General features: G+C 42.2%; 11 protein-coding genes. 5 read left to right on the plus strand and 6 right to left on the minus strand.

Annotation, left to right across the window (positions count from 1 at the left end):
- Positions 1-80: 80 nt before the first annotated feature.
- The gene (locus GQF63_RS13375) at positions 81-2,543 is read right to left on the minus strand and encodes a TonB-dependent receptor (protein ID WP_160369745.1); all 2,463 of its coding nucleotides are present in this window, start codon (positions 2,541-2,543) and stop codon (positions 81-83) included.
- 353 nt (positions 2,544-2,896) lie between these two features.
- Between GQF63_RS13375 and GQF63_RS13380 the strand changes: the two genes are divergently transcribed.
- The 3 genes from GQF63_RS13380 to GQF63_RS13390 are packed head-to-tail and all read left to right on the plus strand — an operon-like array spanning position 2,897 to position 5,863.
- Positions 2,897-4,060 carry an amidohydrolase family protein gene (locus GQF63_RS13380; protein WP_160369746.1) on the plus strand — a complete coding sequence of 388 codons (1,164 nt, stop codon included), beginning with the start codon at positions 2,897-2,899 and terminating at the stop codon, positions 4,058-4,060.
- 32 nt (positions 4,061-4,092) lie between these two features.
- The gene (locus tag GQF63_RS13385) at positions 4,093-4,374 is read left to right on the plus strand and encodes an acylphosphatase (protein WP_160369747.1); all 282 of its coding nucleotides are present in this window, start codon (positions 4,093-4,095) and stop codon (positions 4,372-4,374) included.
- A 1-nt stretch (position 4,375) separates the two neighbouring features.
- Positions 4,376-5,863 (plus strand): oligosaccharide flippase family protein, encoded by a 1,488-nt coding sequence (locus GQF63_RS13390; RefSeq protein WP_160369748.1) that lies wholly within the window; start codon positions 4,376-4,378, stop codon positions 5,861-5,863.
- 11 nt (positions 5,864-5,874) lie between these two features.
- On the opposite strand, the gene dusB is transcribed toward GQF63_RS13390, so the two are convergent.
- The 5 genes from dusB to trmD form a co-directional block, all read right to left on the minus strand.
- The gene (gene dusB, locus GQF63_RS13395; RefSeq protein ID WP_160369749.1) at positions 5,875-6,870 is read right to left on the minus strand and encodes a tRNA dihydrouridine synthase DusB; all 996 of its coding nucleotides are present in this window, start codon (positions 6,868-6,870) and stop codon (positions 5,875-5,877) included.
- Positions 6,871-7,339: 469 nt separating this feature from the next.
- Complete coding sequence (gene trpC, locus GQF63_RS13400; protein ID WP_160369750.1) at positions 7,340-8,122, minus strand: indole-3-glycerol phosphate synthase TrpC; 783 nt, start codon at positions 8,120-8,122, stop codon at positions 7,340-7,342.
- Between the two features lie 37 nt (positions 8,123-8,159).
- A complete protein-coding gene (locus GQF63_RS13405) occupies positions 8,160-8,732 on the minus strand; it encodes an anthranilate synthase component II (RefSeq protein ID WP_160369751.1) in 573 nt (190 codons plus the stop codon).
- Between the two features lies 1 nt (position 8,733).
- Positions 8,734-10,137: an anthranilate synthase component I family protein gene (locus GQF63_RS13410; RefSeq protein WP_160369752.1), complete on the minus strand. Its 1,404-nt coding sequence runs from the start codon at positions 10,135-10,137 to the stop codon at positions 8,734-8,736.
- A gap of 243 nt (positions 10,138-10,380) precedes the next feature.
- Positions 10,381-11,058, minus strand: coding sequence for a tRNA (guanosine(37)-N1)-methyltransferase TrmD (gene trmD, locus GQF63_RS13415; protein WP_160369753.1), 678 nt, complete (start codon positions 11,056-11,058; stop codon positions 10,381-10,383).
- 397 nt (positions 11,059-11,455) lie between these two features.
- Between trmD and GQF63_RS13420 the strand changes: the two genes are divergently transcribed.
- Together GQF63_RS13420 and GQF63_RS13425 are read left to right on the plus strand one after the other, a co-directional pair.
- The gene (locus tag GQF63_RS13420) at positions 11,456-14,602 is read left to right on the plus strand and encodes a SusC/RagA family TonB-linked outer membrane protein (RefSeq protein ID WP_160369754.1); all 3,147 of its coding nucleotides are present in this window, start codon (positions 11,456-11,458) and stop codon (positions 14,600-14,602) included.
- An 11-nt stretch (positions 14,603-14,613) separates the two neighbouring features.
- Positions 14,614-16,089: a SusD/RagB family nutrient-binding outer membrane lipoprotein gene (locus GQF63_RS13425; protein ID WP_160369755.1), complete on the plus strand. Its 1,476-nt coding sequence runs from the start codon at positions 14,614-14,616 to the stop codon at positions 16,087-16,089.
- The last annotated feature ends 10 nt before the right edge of the window (positions 16,090-16,099 follow it).

Below are 16,099 nucleotides of genomic sequence, written 5' to 3' on the forward strand. Positions count from 1 at the left end.
GCAATGCATAGCCTCCTTATAAACGAAAAAAGCCTCGTTGTATGCCAGTACAACGAAGCTTTTCCGTCCGATTCCGAAAATTAGAAGCGGATATTTAAGCCCAGCAAGAAGTTTGTTTCCGCTTGTGGGTAATAGAAGTTATAATGATCAGTGGTTCCTTTGGTTTCAAAAATCTGCCTCCAGGTATAGCCCATGGTTTCGTATTTGCTGTTCAAGATGTTGTTTACCGAAAGGTTTAAGTCCACATGCTTCAATCCGAACGCCGTAAAGGTATACATCGCCTGGAAGTTGTTCACGAAAGAAGGGTCTATGCTGCGGTCTTTGCTGGAGGTATTGTCCAGGTAAATCCGCGACACATATTTGCTCAGCAAGCTAAAGGATAACGCTTCAATAGGCTTATAGGTGAAATTATTCCCTAAAATAGCGGCCGGTGATTTGGCGATATGCGTAGATTTATGATGAATGACCTCTTCGCGCACTTTGTTCCAATCGTTCTCATTATCATACACCGGGATAAATTCTTCAAAGTTCTTGATTTTATTATCGCTTAATGCCGCATTGATTCCCCAGCTAAACTGTTTGCTAATCCGCCAGGTTCCGTCCAACTCTACCCCCATGCGGTAACTTTCATCCACATTGATGCGTAGGGCAGCACCCTCCTCGTTCAAAGAACCGGTTGGAATCAACTGGTTTTTATAAAACATGCCGTATACATTGGCTCCCACATTAAACTGTTCGTTTTTAAAGCGGTATCCCGCTTCAATATCCTGCATCTGTTCCGGTTTCGGGAATAATCCGCGCGGGTTTTCCACGTAATCTTTACGCGTTGGTTCCTTGCTGCCGTAGGCATAAGACAGGTAGATATTGCTGTAAGGATTCATGAAATAAGTTGCTCCAACCTTCGGGTTAAAGAAATTTAATTTATCCTCAAAATACAGGTCTTTCACTTTATCATCATCACCGCGGCCCAAGTAATACAGGTTTCTGTATTGCAGGTCTAAGTTGAATAAAAACTTAGCTACCCGATAATCTGCTTTTGCAAAGATGTTGAAGTCGTTCTTATCCGATTTATTGAAATAATAACGATCGCCTAATTTGCTGTTGGAGGCATATTGTGCCCATATCACCTCGCCGTAATGTTTACCCCGGTATTGGTTATAGGCGCCACCCAAGGTTAGGTTCAAGTTGGCTGTGGCCTTGTAGTTAGCGGCATAGGTAAGGCCGTAAAAATGGTTGTCTAACCATCTTCTACGCACTAAATCCGTTTCTTTTAAGGTTTGACCGCCGATTACGACATCTGCTAAACCATATTTACTGAACTTTTCTCCCGCTTTAAACTCTTCGTAATAACCCGCGCCACGGGTATAGTGTAAGGCAGCATTGAGGTTTAATTTTTCATTGGCCGCAAAGGTGTATTGCAAATGGCTATGCGTTTGGGTATAGTTGTCGGTTTGATTGTCGTAGGTATAATAATTATATTTTCTACCCTCTTCTTTCAAGCGGTCTATGCCTTCCTGATCATAGATTCCCATATTGTTGGCATAATCTTCCAAGCGCGAATAATCACCGGTAATCAAGGGTTCAGGTGTGCCATACCAAGACTGGTAAGTTTTCTCTTTTCCGGAGAATACCGTAGCCTTCAAGATATGCTTATCGGTATACAAGCCGCCATCTACATAGAAAGATTTCAGGTTAGAGCTGGCCCGATTGATATAACCATCGGACACAATGCGCGATAAGCGGGCATTGAAGGCATACTTATTGTCGATTAAGCCCGAGCCTACTTTCAAGGTGTTTTTCCAGGAGTTATAGGAACCGAAGGAATTGTTCAATTCGGCATAGGCCTGCGTTTCCAAGGCATCGGTTTGGATATTTAAGGAAGCACCAAAGGCCCCAGCGCCGTTGGTTGATGTACCAATTCCGCGTTGAATCTGGATACTCTGTACACTAGAGGCAAAGTCGGGCAAGTTGACAAAGAAGCTGCCCATACTTTCCGCATCGTTTAGCGGAATGCCATTTAAGGTCACGTTAATACGCTCGTTATCCGAACCACGAATGGTCATGCTGGTATAGCCAATACCGGCGCCGGCATCCGAACTCACCACCACGCCTGGTGTTTGGTTCAGCAGAAAAGGAATGTCCTGGCCGAGGTTGTTTTTGCGGATTTCTTCCTTGCTTAAATTCTTGAAAGTAGTTGCTGAATTCTCTTTTGCACGTGTTGCTGTTACAAATACTTCCTCGGTACGAAAAGATTTTGCCTGCAATTGCAGGGTTATGCTGCTTTGTTTACTCGGGTCTACCGTATGTTTTACCGAGCCGTAGCCAAGAAAACTAACCTGCAGGTTATAGGTTTTTGCTTGTAGCCCTTGGAAGGTTACTTCACCTTGGCTATTTGTTTTTTGCAGCTGCTCATCTAACTTTACCGAAGCGGCTGTCAATCCTTGTTGTTGGCTATCCGTAATCTTTACGGTTAGTGCATGCTGAGCCATGCTCAACACGATAAACTGGCAAAAGGCTACTGTAGCCCATACCTTTTTAAACATAATACAATTGTTTATTTAAGAGTTAAACTTAACTATTGCAAGGGGTTACAACAGTCCTTATTTAACCGCCCTTTCCCTACGCTGGCATTATCCAGATCAGGTTTGCACGCGTCTGAACGACAGGTGCTGGGTATAATCTCAGCCTTTCTTTGTGTCGGAAAACCAACAAGGCACCCCTATATGATGCCACAAAATTAGCCTTTTCGGCGTTAAAAACAAAATTATTCGAGCCGTGTAACAAATTTGTAATTATTATTTTATTAGTTAATGTGTATAGTTTTTTTTGTAAATTGGCGGGTATATGCCTCAAAAGGCAAATTACGCTAACATTAAAAAACGGTTTTATAGAATTTATGAAGTATTATGCTGCTGATATTGTATTTCCAGTAACTGGCCCTGCAATAAAAAAGGGGATCGTGGCCATGGACGATCAGGGGGTTGTTAAGGGTGTTTTCAATCAAGGCGAAGTAGATGATTCTCAAGTAGAATTCTTAAAAGGAGCGCTGATTCCAGGGTTCATTAATGCACATTGTCATTTAGAGTTATCGCATATGGAGGGGCTTATTCCCCAACATACCGGATTGCCACAATTCTTGATGAAGGTGATGACTGAACGCGGGAAAAAAGACAAAACGTTGGATAAAGCGATGGAGGCCGCTGACAAGACCATGTATGAAAATGGGATTCAGGCCGTAGGGGACCATGCGAATTCAGCGGTTTCAGCGAAAATTAAAGAACAAAGTCCAATTCAATACCACACTTTCGTTGAAGTGATGGCCTTGGCCGATGCCGATGTAGAAGCACGCATCGATCAAGCGAAAGAAATTGAATTCCATTTCGACTACAAACGTTCTTCCATTACGCCGCACGCTCCGTACTCTTGTTCAAAAACACTTTTTAAAGCCTTCAAAAAGGTCGTGGGTGAAGATAATATTATCAGTATCCACAACCAGGAAAGCGACGAAGAAAACAAGTTGTTCCGCTATAACAAAGGGGAATTTCTTGACTTTTACGAAAAGATGAAACTCTCGGTGGAGGGATTCCGTGCCCAAGCACGTAACTCGCTGCAGTCTTTCTTGCCTTACATTCCGACAAAAAACAAACTGATTTTGGTGCACAACACGTATACCTCTATCAAGGATTTAGATTTTGTGGACCGTATGGGTCGTAAAGTGTATTTCTGTTTATGTCCAAAAGCCAATCTTTATATCGAAAACAGACTGCCTAAAGTGGAGAACTTCCTTTTGGGTGGGCATGAAATTGTTATCGGTACAGATAGCTTAGCGTCCAACACATCTTTGGATATTTTGGATGAACTTAAAGTGATCCACGCGGAATATCCGCACCTTGATTTTAACGAAACGTTAAAATGGGCAACCATCAACGGGGCGAAGGCCTTGGGTATAGACCATGAAATGGGATCGCTCGAAGAGGGTAAAAAACCAGGTTTGGTACTCCTAGAGGGGATGGAAAGCTTTAAGCTAGATCCTAAAATTAAAGTTAAGCGAATTCGATAGCTTTTTCTATTTCTTCTTTTACCTTTGTAGCCATGAAGCATTGGAATATAAAGGTAAAAGGGAAAGTACAAGGTGTATTCTTTCGGGCCTCGACAAAGGCCGTTGCCGATCAGCTCGGGGTGAAAGGTTTTGTGCTGAACGAAGCAGACGGTACGGTTTATATCGAGGCTGAAGGAGATGCTATTGCCTTAGACTTTTTACTGGACTTTTGCAAAGAAGGGCCGTATGATGCTGAGGTAAGCGATGTGCAGGTGGAAGAAAGCACAGACTTGAAAAATTTCAAGAATTTCGAAGTCATTAAAAAACGCAATTAACGTGTCGGTAGTCAAGAAATTTTTAAGCGATACGGTGGTATATGGTCTTTCGACCATCTTATCCCGCATGCTTGGATTTATTATGACGCCGATTTTCGTGAATAAGTTTTCCGCGTCGGTGTATGGTATCTTTACCAACTTATTTGCCTACGCGTCGATGGTCAATGCCCTGTTGGCCTTTGGGATGGAAACCACCTACTTCCGATACCTGCAAAAGGTGGAAGGCGGCAAACAGAAAGTGTTTGATACCAGCTTCTTTATCACCATTCTTAGCAGTCTATTATTTTTACTATCGGTCTTTGTGTTTGCGCATCCTATTGCGCATTGGTTAAGTGAAGGCGAGCAGGTAGCCGATTATGTGCTATACGTTAAATTCTTTGCGGTTATTCTGGCGGCCGATGCCTTAGCGGTGGTGCCTTTTGCCAAATTGCGGGCAGAAGGGAAGGCCATGCGCTATGGGCTTATCAAGCTGCTGAATATCGTCATCTTTGTGGCTTTCAACTTAATCTTTCTGTTTTACCTACCGGAAAGCAATAAACATACTGCGTTTTACGAGCATTTCGTGGCCGGTTGGTTTCGAGAGGGTTGGTTAGGCAATGTATTTATTGCCAATGTTATTGCCAGTGTGGCCACTTTATTGCTCCTGTTGCCACAGGTGTTGAGTTTCTCCTTCCAGGTAGATCGCAAGTTGATCAACAATATGATTGGCTATACAGTGCCTATTTTAATTGCTAATATATCTTTTATCATCAACGAAAACCTGGATAAAATGATGTTCCCTCGTTTGGTGCCCGGGGAAGCCGGGGATCGGGATTTGGGGATTTATGGGGCCGTAACAAAACTGGCTGTACTCCTTAATTTATTTGTGATGGCCTTTCGGCTAGGGGCCGAGCCTTTCTTTTTTAGTTACGCTAAAAATGAAAATGCCCGAAAAGCCTATGCCTTGATTATGGAGTATTTTGTAATTGCCATGCTCGTGGTGATGGTGGGGGTATGTGCCAACCTCGATTGGCTAAAATACTTTATTAAAGGTAAACCAGCTGATATTTTAGTCTATTGGTCTGGATTGAAAATTGTGCCGGTTTTACTGTTGAACTATGTGTTGTTGGGTATCTATATTAACCTTTCGGTATGGTATAAACTATCAGATCAAACGCGCTATGCCCTGTATATTTCCGGTATTGGTGCCTTGGTGACCATTCTCCTAAACTTCCTGTTGATTCCAAAATTCTCCTATGTAGGTGCGGCTCTTTCTACAACCGTAACTTACCTTATTATGGTGTTTCTGTCCTATTATTGGGGGCAACGTAATTATACCATTCCCTATCAGGTGGGGAAAATCGGCTTTTACATGCTGGTGGGGGTAGGGCTTTCTTTCTTGGCCTATAACCTGAACTTCTGGCTGGGCAACCTCTTGTTCCTTGCTTTTATGGCCTTGGTGCTGTTTAAGGAAAAGGCTATGCTGTTGAAAGTTCTGCGCAAAAAATAATCGCTTAGTTCCTAAGCGATTTCCTCTGCAAAATTATGTTGAATTTCGTCCAGCACTTCCTGGATGAGTCTTTCTTCCTGAAGTTCCACCAATTTCATGCGGTATTCTTTGAAATTCGGGATGCCTTTAAAGTAGTTGGCATAATGTCTACGCATTTCGAAGATGCCCGTTTTATCGCCTTTCCATTCGATGGACTTGGTTAAATGCGTTCGGCATACGGCTACGCGTTCAGCAATAGTAGGGCCTTCCAAGCGTTCGCCGGTTTGAAAGAAATGTTTGATTTCCCGGAAAATCCATGGGTAACCAATGGAAGCACGACCGATCATAATGCCGTCCACTTCGTATTCCTTGCGCCAAGCTGCAGCTTTGTCTACCGAGTCTACATCGCCATTTCCGAAGATCGGGATTTTGATGCGGGGGTTCTTTTTTACATCGCGTATCATGGTCCAGTCGGCTTGGCCCTTATACATTTGGGAGCGCGTGCGCCCGTGAATAGCTAAGGCTTTGATGCCAATATCTTGCAGGCGTTCGGCCACCTCATACACATTCTTGGTATTATCATCCCAGCCGAGGCGGGTTTTTACCGTAACAGGCAAATAGGTAGCATCGACCACGGCTTTGGTCATGGCCACCATTTTATCGATATCCTGTAATAGGCTGGCGCCGGCACCACGGCAAGCGACATTCTTTACCGGACAACCGTAGTTGATGTCGATTAGATTGGGATTGGCAGCGGTACAGATTTCTGCCGATTGACGCATATGCTCGATATCGGAACCAAAAATCTGAATACCAATGGGGCGCTCATACTCGAAGATGTCTAGCTTTTGGCGTGATTTCGCGGCATCGCGAATCAAACCTTCCGACGAGATGAACTCGGTATACATCATGTCTACGCCATTTTGTTTACACACAAAACGGAAGGGTGGATCGCTGACATCCTCCATCGGTGCTAACAACAATGGAAACTCGCCTAAATCAATATGTTCACCAATTTTTACTGACATGATTACCTAAAATTTTTACAAAGGTAAGGAATTTTATGTTTTTGAACTTCTTCTGCTGTGTGTGTTTCCGATTTCTTCCGAATTTCGGAGCGGCAAAACGTACTAGTGGTTCGACTCCGCTCACCATGACAGCCCTATTCCAGCCCATTCTTAGCCCTTTCCTAGCCGTAGCATTACCCTTTCCTAGCCGTAGCATTACCCTTTCCTAGCCGTGGTATAACCCTTTCATACAAAATACTAAATACTAAATACTCCCTTCTTTCTCCCCTTTCATTCCCCTTTCTCACCCGTATCAATCCCCTTTGCAAAGGCTGCGGATAGGGAATTGAAAAGGGAGGGTATTGTCACAATTAGGGAAGAAAATAAACCCTGGTCGGTAGGCTGTTTTTGCTTAAGCTATTAAAAGGCTAGCCCTGTCTTTTTGTAGCAAAGACAGGGCTAGGAAATGGGGTATGCAATGTGTTAATTTTTACAATTGGGCAACAAATTCTTGAATGGCTGCGCTAGGATTATTCGTTTTCATAAAGTTTTCACCAATCAGGAAGCCTTGGAATCCGGCGGCCTTGAGTGTTTTTATGGTTTCCGGGTCGGATATGCCGCTTTCGGATACTTTGATGTAACGGTCTGGGATTTTATTGACTAGGTCGAAAGAATGATCTAAGGATACGGAAAAATCTTTCAGGTTTCGGTTGTTTACGCCGATGGCATCAATGCTATCGAAGAGGCTTTTGTTTAATTCGGCTTCGTTGTGAATTTCCAATAGCACGTTTAAGCCTAAGGACTTGGCGTAGGCGGAAAGGCTTTCGATTTCGCTTGACTCGAGACAGGCGGCAATTAATAGGATGATATCGGCGCCGTAGGCTTTGGCTTCGGCAATTTGATAGGCATCAACAATAAATTCTTTGCGTAACAAGGGGATGCTTAATGCTTCCCTTGCTTGGCTAAGGTCCTGAAGATTGCCTTGGAAAAAGTCCTGATCCGTTAAGACCGATACGGCCGATGCGCCGGCATCTTGGTATCCTTTTACGACTTCCTGCACGCTAGACTCGCCGTTAATGAGTCCCTTGGAAGGGGAGGCGCGCTTAAATTCGGCAATGATGCCGGTGCGCTGTGGATGCAACATCGATTCGCGTAGCTTGTAACAGCTGCGGGCGAATAAAGGATACTTTTCTAGCTCCGCCAGCGATACTTTCGCTTTGGTGGCGGCAACTTCTTCCTTTTTACGGGCAACAATGGTATCTAATATCGTCATGTGTTCGTAGGGTCTACAGTTTAGATAAATAAAAGGCTTAGTCGTTTAACCAGTTTTCAATCAGGGTTTTGCCATGATCGGTGAGGATGGATTCGGGGTGGAATTGCATCCCCTTAACATCGTATTCGGTATGGCTTAAGGCCATGATGACGCCATCCGGATCGACCGCGGTTACCTTTAAGCTGGCAGGCAAGCTTTGCGGATCGACGGCCCAGGAGTGGTAACGTCCGATTTTAGCATCGGCCGGGAAATTCTGAAACAGTTCTTCTTCTTGATCTACCACTTCAATGGCCGTTGCTACGCCGTGCAAAGGTTTGGGCATGTTGTATAGCTTGCCACCAAATACCTCAGCAATGGCTTGTTGGCCCAGGCAGATGCCCAAGATGCTTTTGCTAGGGGCATAGGTACGGATAACATCCAGCAACAATCCGGCTTCTTCCGGAATACCTGGTCCCGGCGATAATAATATCTTATCGTATTGGTCTACGTCGGCCAGTTCGAATTTATCGTTTCGCACCACTACGTATGAGCGATTGAGCTCTTGAAGTAAGTGTACGAGGTTATAGGTGAATGAATCGTAATTGTCGATTACTAATATAGGCTTGCTCATGTTAAATATTTTCCGCTAGTTCCAGCGCTCTGCGAAGTGCTGATATTTTATTGTTTACTTCTTGTAGTTCTTTTTCAGGGTCGGAATCCAAGACAATGCCGGCTCCTGCTTGGTAATGAAGGTTGTTTTGTTTGCTTAAAAAGGAACGGATCATAATGGCGTGGTTAAAATCGCCGTTGAATCCCATAAAACCGATAGCACCGGAATAGAAGGAGCGTTGAAAGCCTTCGTAACGGTCGATAAGGGTTAAGGCCATGTGTTTTGGCGCGCCAGAAAGGGTGCCGGCAGGGAAGGTATCGCCTACCACATCAAAAGGATTGGCTTCGGGGTTTAACTTGCCGCTAACTTTGGAAACCAAATGGATAACGTGGGAGTAATACTGCGCTTCTTTATAGGATTTTACCTGCACGTTGGTGCAATGCCTGCTTAAATCGTTCCGGGCTAAATCGACCAGCATCACGTGTTCTGCAGATTCTTTGGGGTCATTTTTCAATGCCTCGGCAATTTTCTCATCTTCCTCCATATTTCCGGTACGTTTAAAGGTTCCGGCGATGGGGTAGATGCTGGCTACATCTTTTTTGATGGTGAGTTGGGCTTCCGGTGAGGAACCAAAGAGCTTGAAGTCGCCGTAATCAAAATAGAATAGGTAAGGCGAGGGGTTGATGGAGCGCAGTGCGCGGTATACATTAAACTCGTCGCCGGCGAAAGGTGTACGGAATCCTCGGGAAGGGACAATCTGGAAGACATCGCCCCGTTGGATGTGTTCTTTCATTTTCAATACCAGGTCACGGAAGTCCTGGTCGCTCATGTTTGAGGTTTCTTCACCTTTTTTCTTGAAAGTATATTCCGGGAAGTTTTTGTTTTGTATCAGGAATTGCAGGCGTTCGAGCTCGCTGTTTTCGTTTTCTAATAGGTTTTCGAAGATATGGAGCTGGTTCCGGAAATGGTCGATCGCGATGACATATTTATAGACATGGTATTGCAGTGTAGGGATATCTTTCTCGGGATGGCGTGGCGTGGTCAATTGGATGTCTTCGAAAAAGTTGATGGCTTCGAAGGTGAAATAGCCGAATATACCGTTGCTGATCACATTGACTCCAGGGAGTTCTTCGGTTTGGAAGGATTTCCGAAAGTTGGACACTTCTTCGCGTAGGTTTAGTCCGCTTACGGGCTTGCTGCTATGGCTGCCGTCGGGCATCTGTATGGTTAGGTTTTCGTTTTCCAGGACAATGCCGGCGATGGGCTGGCAGCAGATGTAACTGATGTTATTGTCTCGGCTATGGTATTCCGAGCTTTCCAACAGCAAGCTGTTTGGGAAAGTATCACGAAGTCTTAAGTACATGCTCACCGGCGTGGTTGTATCGGCGAGGATGTTTTTATGGTTCGTTTTGAATTTAAAGTTCATATATGCTAGTTATAGTTTTGCAAAAATAAAAAAAGCCCGACGTATTTACGTCGGGCTACCATTCAGTGGTTTTGGTTGATTATGAAAATCTTATGTATTAATATACCACCCTCCCGACTTTTAAGTCAGAAGCCACCAACGGTTAGTATATTTAATTTCTGTCATCATTTACTCACAAATTTAATGGAAATTTTGATTATTCAAACTTTATTTAAAGAAAAAAACAAAAATCTCCTGTTTTTTTTAATCATTTAGCAAATCTGGGCGTCTTTCCTTGGTACGTTTTAACTGCTGTTCATGTCGCCAGGCCATAATTTTAGCTTCATGGCCACTAAGTAATATTTCTGGTACTTTGTGTCCCTTCCAATCTACCGGGCGGGTATAGATAGGGGCATCCAGGAGCCCGTCTTGGAAAGAATCGGTTAATGCGGAGGTTTCATCCGATAATACCCCGGGAATCAGCCGGATAACAGCGTCTACTAAAATAGCGGCCGGTAATTCGCCTCCCGAGAGTACATAATCGCCAATCGACATTTCTTTGGTTACGTAGATATCGCGGATACGTTGATCGATACCTTTATAATGACCACAAAGGATCATGATGTTTTCGGCACTGGACAGTCCGTTTGCGATTTCCTGGTTTAATGTAACGCCATCGGGTGTCATGTAGATGATTTCATCGTACTGCCGTTCTGCTTGCAGTTTTTCGATGCAGGCAGCGAAAGGGGCAATCTGCATCACCATACCCGAACCCCCACCGTAAGGGTAGTCGTCTACTGATTTATGCTTGTTGTCGGCGTATTCGCGAAGATTATGCACATGAATTTCGGCGATTCCCTTCTTTTGGGCACGCTGTAGGATGGAATGTGCAAAGGGACTTTGCAATAAATCGGGTAAAACACTGATGATATCGAATCTCATGTGGCAAAGGTAGGAAGATTGTTGGAAAAATGAGTGAGGCAAAATAAAGTTGAAAGTGCGGGTATTTTTTATATAAAAGTTGATATAGATAGTTTAATAATTTAAAATATACTAATATGTTTATTTAAAATTTAGAAAAGATAGGTGTAGGGAAATTGTAACAAAGTAAACGGTTAAAAAACAGCCTCCCTAAGGCATAAATTTTTATTTTGTGTTCTAATAGAAAAGCAAAATAATTAATAAGAAAAATTAGTTTTTATTTCGATATTTTGAAAATTTTTCGTGTTTTTATTTGCAGCGACAACTTTTCCCTTCTATTTTGCGGAAGATTTAACAAAAATTTAACGTTTTTGTAAATCTAGCAAACCAAAAGCATTTAACTAAACAACAACAAAACATGAAACAAAAATTACTCAGTATTTTTTTGCTGTGTACTTTACTCGTAGGGGTTTCGTATGCGCAAAATCGGCAAGTGAGTGGTAAGGTTACGTCGTCAGTAGACGGTTCTCCGATAGCCGGAGTGTCCGTTACTGTGATTGGAACTTCTACTTCTACACAAACCAATGTGAATGGACAGTATGAAATTGCTGTTCCATCGGACGCCACTCTTCGCTTTAGTTTTATTGGATTTAATTCTCAAGCCGTAAAAGTTGGTGCATCAAACGTTTTAAACGTAGTCCTCATTAATTCTGATCAAACTATTGAAGAGGTTTTAGTAACCGCTCAAGGTATTGAGAGAACAGCTAAATCTATCGGATATGCTACACAAAAAGTGTCCGGTGATGATTTAGTGCAGAAGTCTGAAACAAACGTGTTAAACTCCTTGCAAGGTAAAGTTGCTGGGGTAAACATTTCGAGTGCTTCTGGCCAGCCTGGGTCTTCTACGAATATTAATATCCGTGGTATCACATCTTTTGGTGGGAATAACCAACCCTTGATCGTGGTAGATGGTATTATTTTTAGTAACGATACAGATAATAGCCAGAATACATTATTCGGTTCTCAGCCTGCCAACCGTTTAAACGATATTCCACCAGATAATATTGAATCTATTTCGGTGTTAAAAGGTCCTGCAGCTTCCGCCTTATATGGTTCAAGAGCTTCAGCCGGGGTTTTAATGATCACAACTAAAACTGGTAAAGGAATGGCTGGAAAAACAGAAGTGACTTTGAACTCTTCTGCAAACTTCCAAAATATTGCCTATATTCCTAAATTTCAGTCTTTGTATGGTCAAGGATCCCAAAACATTTACAATAATCAAAGTACCTTGTCATGGGGACCGAAATTCGGCACAATGGCTGAAGTTATTCAAGGCGGTACAGGATTAACAGTTCCTTATCAAGCTTATCCAAACAATGTGGTTGACTTTTTTGATACAGGTTCATTCTTCCAGAATTCCCTAAACTTAGCAGGTGGTGATGAGTTGACTAACTTTGTTGCTGGTCTTTCAAGTACCATTCAAAAAGGGGTGGTGCCGAATAGTAAATTTAACAGACACACAGCGAATGTTGGTGGTAACAGACAGTTAAATAACGGAATCAAAATTAGTGGAACTATTACGTATGCTAAAACCAGCCAACATGGTGCAACCATGGGGAATGGTGGTAGTGCATTCGGACAAATTACACGTATTCCAATTTCTTACGATTTACTCGGTACGCCAATCTTAAGCCCTTCAGGCCAAAGACAGTACTTTATTCCTACACAAAACAGTCCATTATGGAGTATTGAAAATGAGTTTTTTGATTCTAATGTGGATCGTGCTTTTGGAAACTTGGTAATTGGATATGATTTTACAGACTGGTTAAATGTTTCTTACCGTGCAACGGCTGATACTTATATCGATCAAAGAAGTCAAGTGTTGCGCAAAGGTGCAGCGCGTGCTCCGCAAGGTGCAATTGATGAAGATAATCGCTTTAGATCTGAATTGAACGGCGATTTAATGATTACTGCTAAAAAGGAGAACTTGTTTATTGAAGGGTTAAATGCAAACCTATTATTAGGTCAAAACATTAACCACCGATATTTTAAATCTTCTGGTGTTGTGGCTGCTAGTTTAGCTATTCCAGGATTTGATAACGTAAGTAATGCTTCTGTATTTACAGGTTCTTACGCAAATCGCACAACCAGACGTTTAGTTGGTCATTATGCTCAACTAGGTTTAGGTTATAACGATTATTTGTTCTTAGAATTAACAGGTCGTGCAGATAAATCTTCTACGCTTCCAAAAGCAAATAATACTTATTTCTACCCTTCTGCTTCCTTAAGTTTTATTCCTACTACGGCTTGGAATAACCTACAATCAGACGTTCTTTCTTACTGGAAGTTACGTGGTAACATTGCAAAAGTAGGTCGTGATGCAGATCCGTATTTATTGAAGTCTGTTTATACCACTGCAAGCTACGGTAACAATACAGCAAGTATTGACTTCCCGTTAAGTGTTGGTGGAAGCAGTATTACTGGTTTCCAAATCGGATCTAGAATTGGTGCGCCGGATTTGAAACCTGAGTTTGTTACTTCCTTTGAGGTTGGAACGCAGTTAGGATTTTTCAATAACAGAATTGATTTAGATTTTACGTATTTCAGCACGAAAAGTTCTAGCCAAATTTTTGATGTAGCCGTATCGAATTCCTCAGGGTATAATACATTAACATCGAACATTGGTGAGATGACTAACAAAGGTATTGAAGTATTATTAGGTGGTTACCCAATCCGTAATGACAACTTTAGCTGGCATACTAATTTTAACTTTACTAGAATTAGAAATAAAGTAATTGCCATTTTTGGTGATGAGCCTGTTGGTGGTGAAAACTTGACCAGTACAGTTATCCCAGGAATTAATTATTTTGGAGGTATTACACCTTCCATTGCTGAAGGTCATCCATATGGTGTTATCGTTGGTGCTAAGAATGCACGTAATGAAAATGGCGATTTGTTGATTAATCCAACAACTGGTGCATTTGCAGCGGCAATTGGTAATCAGGTAATTGCTACTCCTCAAAAGGATTATATGTTAGGTTTCACAAATACCTTTACTTATAAGGGTGTAAGTTTGACGGCTTTAATCGATATCAATAAAGGTGGTCAAATCTTCTCAATGGGACAGGTTGATATGCGTTCAGGTGGTGTTATTGAGCCTACAGGTGTTGATCGTGATCAGCCAAGAATTCTACCAGGGGTAATTGAAGTTAAAGATGCTAGTGGTGCGGTTACAGGTTATAGACCAAATGATATCCAGGTTTCTGCTCAAACATACTGGCAAGGTTTAGGTGGTATTGCATCTGAAGCGGCTGTGTTTGACGCAACATCCTACCGTTTAAGAGAGGTTTCTTTGAACTATACTTTGCCTGCATCTGTATTACAAAGAACACCTTTCGGTAAATTGTCTATTGGTGTAAGTGGTAGAAATCTTTGGATGTTTGCTCCAGGTTTCCCGGGTGATCCAGAAATGAATACCCAAGGTGCTGGTAATGTTCAGGGTCTTGATTTAAGTGGTATTCCAACGACACGCAACTTTGGATTCAACTTACGTGCATCTTTTTAAATTTTAGCAGAATGAAATCGATAAAAAACAATATATTAAAAATATCAGTTATCGCATTCGCGTTAACTGCCACAAGCTGTGAGAAGTTTTTGGATGTCAATGACACCCCTAACAACCCGCTTGAAGTGCCTGCTGCTACCTTGCTTCCAACAGGGTTAGCCGGAACTGCCTTTGCCAATTCAAATGAATTAAATCGTTTCGCATCAACCATTATGAGTGTTACAGCAGGTGCCGGTGGAAGTCCGACCTCCTATGATAGATATATCATTGATGGAGATGATTTTGGAAACCAATGGAACTTTGAATTATATGGTGGCGCTTTAATTAATTATAAAAAATTAATTGAAACTGCAGAGCTTAACAATAGTCCAGCATATGCCGGTATTGGTAAAATCATGAAGGCTTTTACATTTGCTATGGCTACTGACATATGGGGCGATGTACCCTATTCTGAAGCTTTAACAGGTGATATTGGCATGACCAGACCTAGATTAGATGCTCAAAAGGATATTTATTTGGGTAATTCTACAGCTGGCATTCAGAGTTTATTTGATTTAGTAAAAGAAGGTCTTGCAGATCTTGATAAAGATAGCCCGCTAAAACCAGGAAGCGATGATATCGTTTATGGCGGTAAAATTGAAAATTGGAAACGTGCAGGTAACTCCCTTTTATTGCGGTTAGCCTTGCAGATCAGTTCTGTGGAAGCAGCTGCTGCAAAAACTGTAATTCAAGATGTGATTACTAAAAATATGTTCATCAATGCTAATGCAGCTAACTTATCAGTGAAGTTTGGTTCACAAGTAGGTAGTCAGGCACCTATTTGGACATTGACGCATAACTCTTTATTTCAGAATGAATTGATTATTAGTACCAGATTTGTTGATCTTTTAAAGGGTAAAAAGGATCCTAGACTTCCTTTGTTTGTGACGAATAATGATGGTGCCTATGTAACTATTGACAATGGCTATGGAGGTACTTTGCCAGCCGTTGGTTCTCGTTCTATCTATAATAGCTATGCTACGGGAAGAGATGGTGAAGGTCCAACTAGATTGTTGACGTATGCACAAACCTCTTTTATTTTAGCTGAAGCAGTAGTGCGCTTAGGTGTTACTGGCGATGCACAGGCTTTATACCAACAAGGTATTCAAGCTTCTATGCAAGAGGCTGGTGTTGCTGCCGCTGATATCACGAAGTATTTTGCAGAGAATGCAGCTGAAGTTGCATTGACGGGTACAAATGAACAGAAGATTGAGAAAATTGTAACGCAGAAGTATATTTCCTTATTCTCGAATGGTTTGGAGCAGTGGAATGATTGGAGAAGAACCGGATACCCTGTTTTAACAGCGCACCAAAATGCTGGTGGTATTGACGGAACGCGTCCTGTTCGCGCAGTTTATTTATTCTCAGAGCAACAAAGAAACCCTAATTTCCCACAAGGAAATACCGTGCCTCAGTCTAATGTGCGTGTTTGGTGGGATGCTAACTAATTAATAGTAT

The organism is Sphingobacterium humi (assembly GCF_009768885.1).
GTDB classification, from domain to species: Bacteria; Bacteroidota; Bacteroidia; order Sphingobacteriales; family Sphingobacteriaceae; genus Sphingobacterium; species Sphingobacterium humi.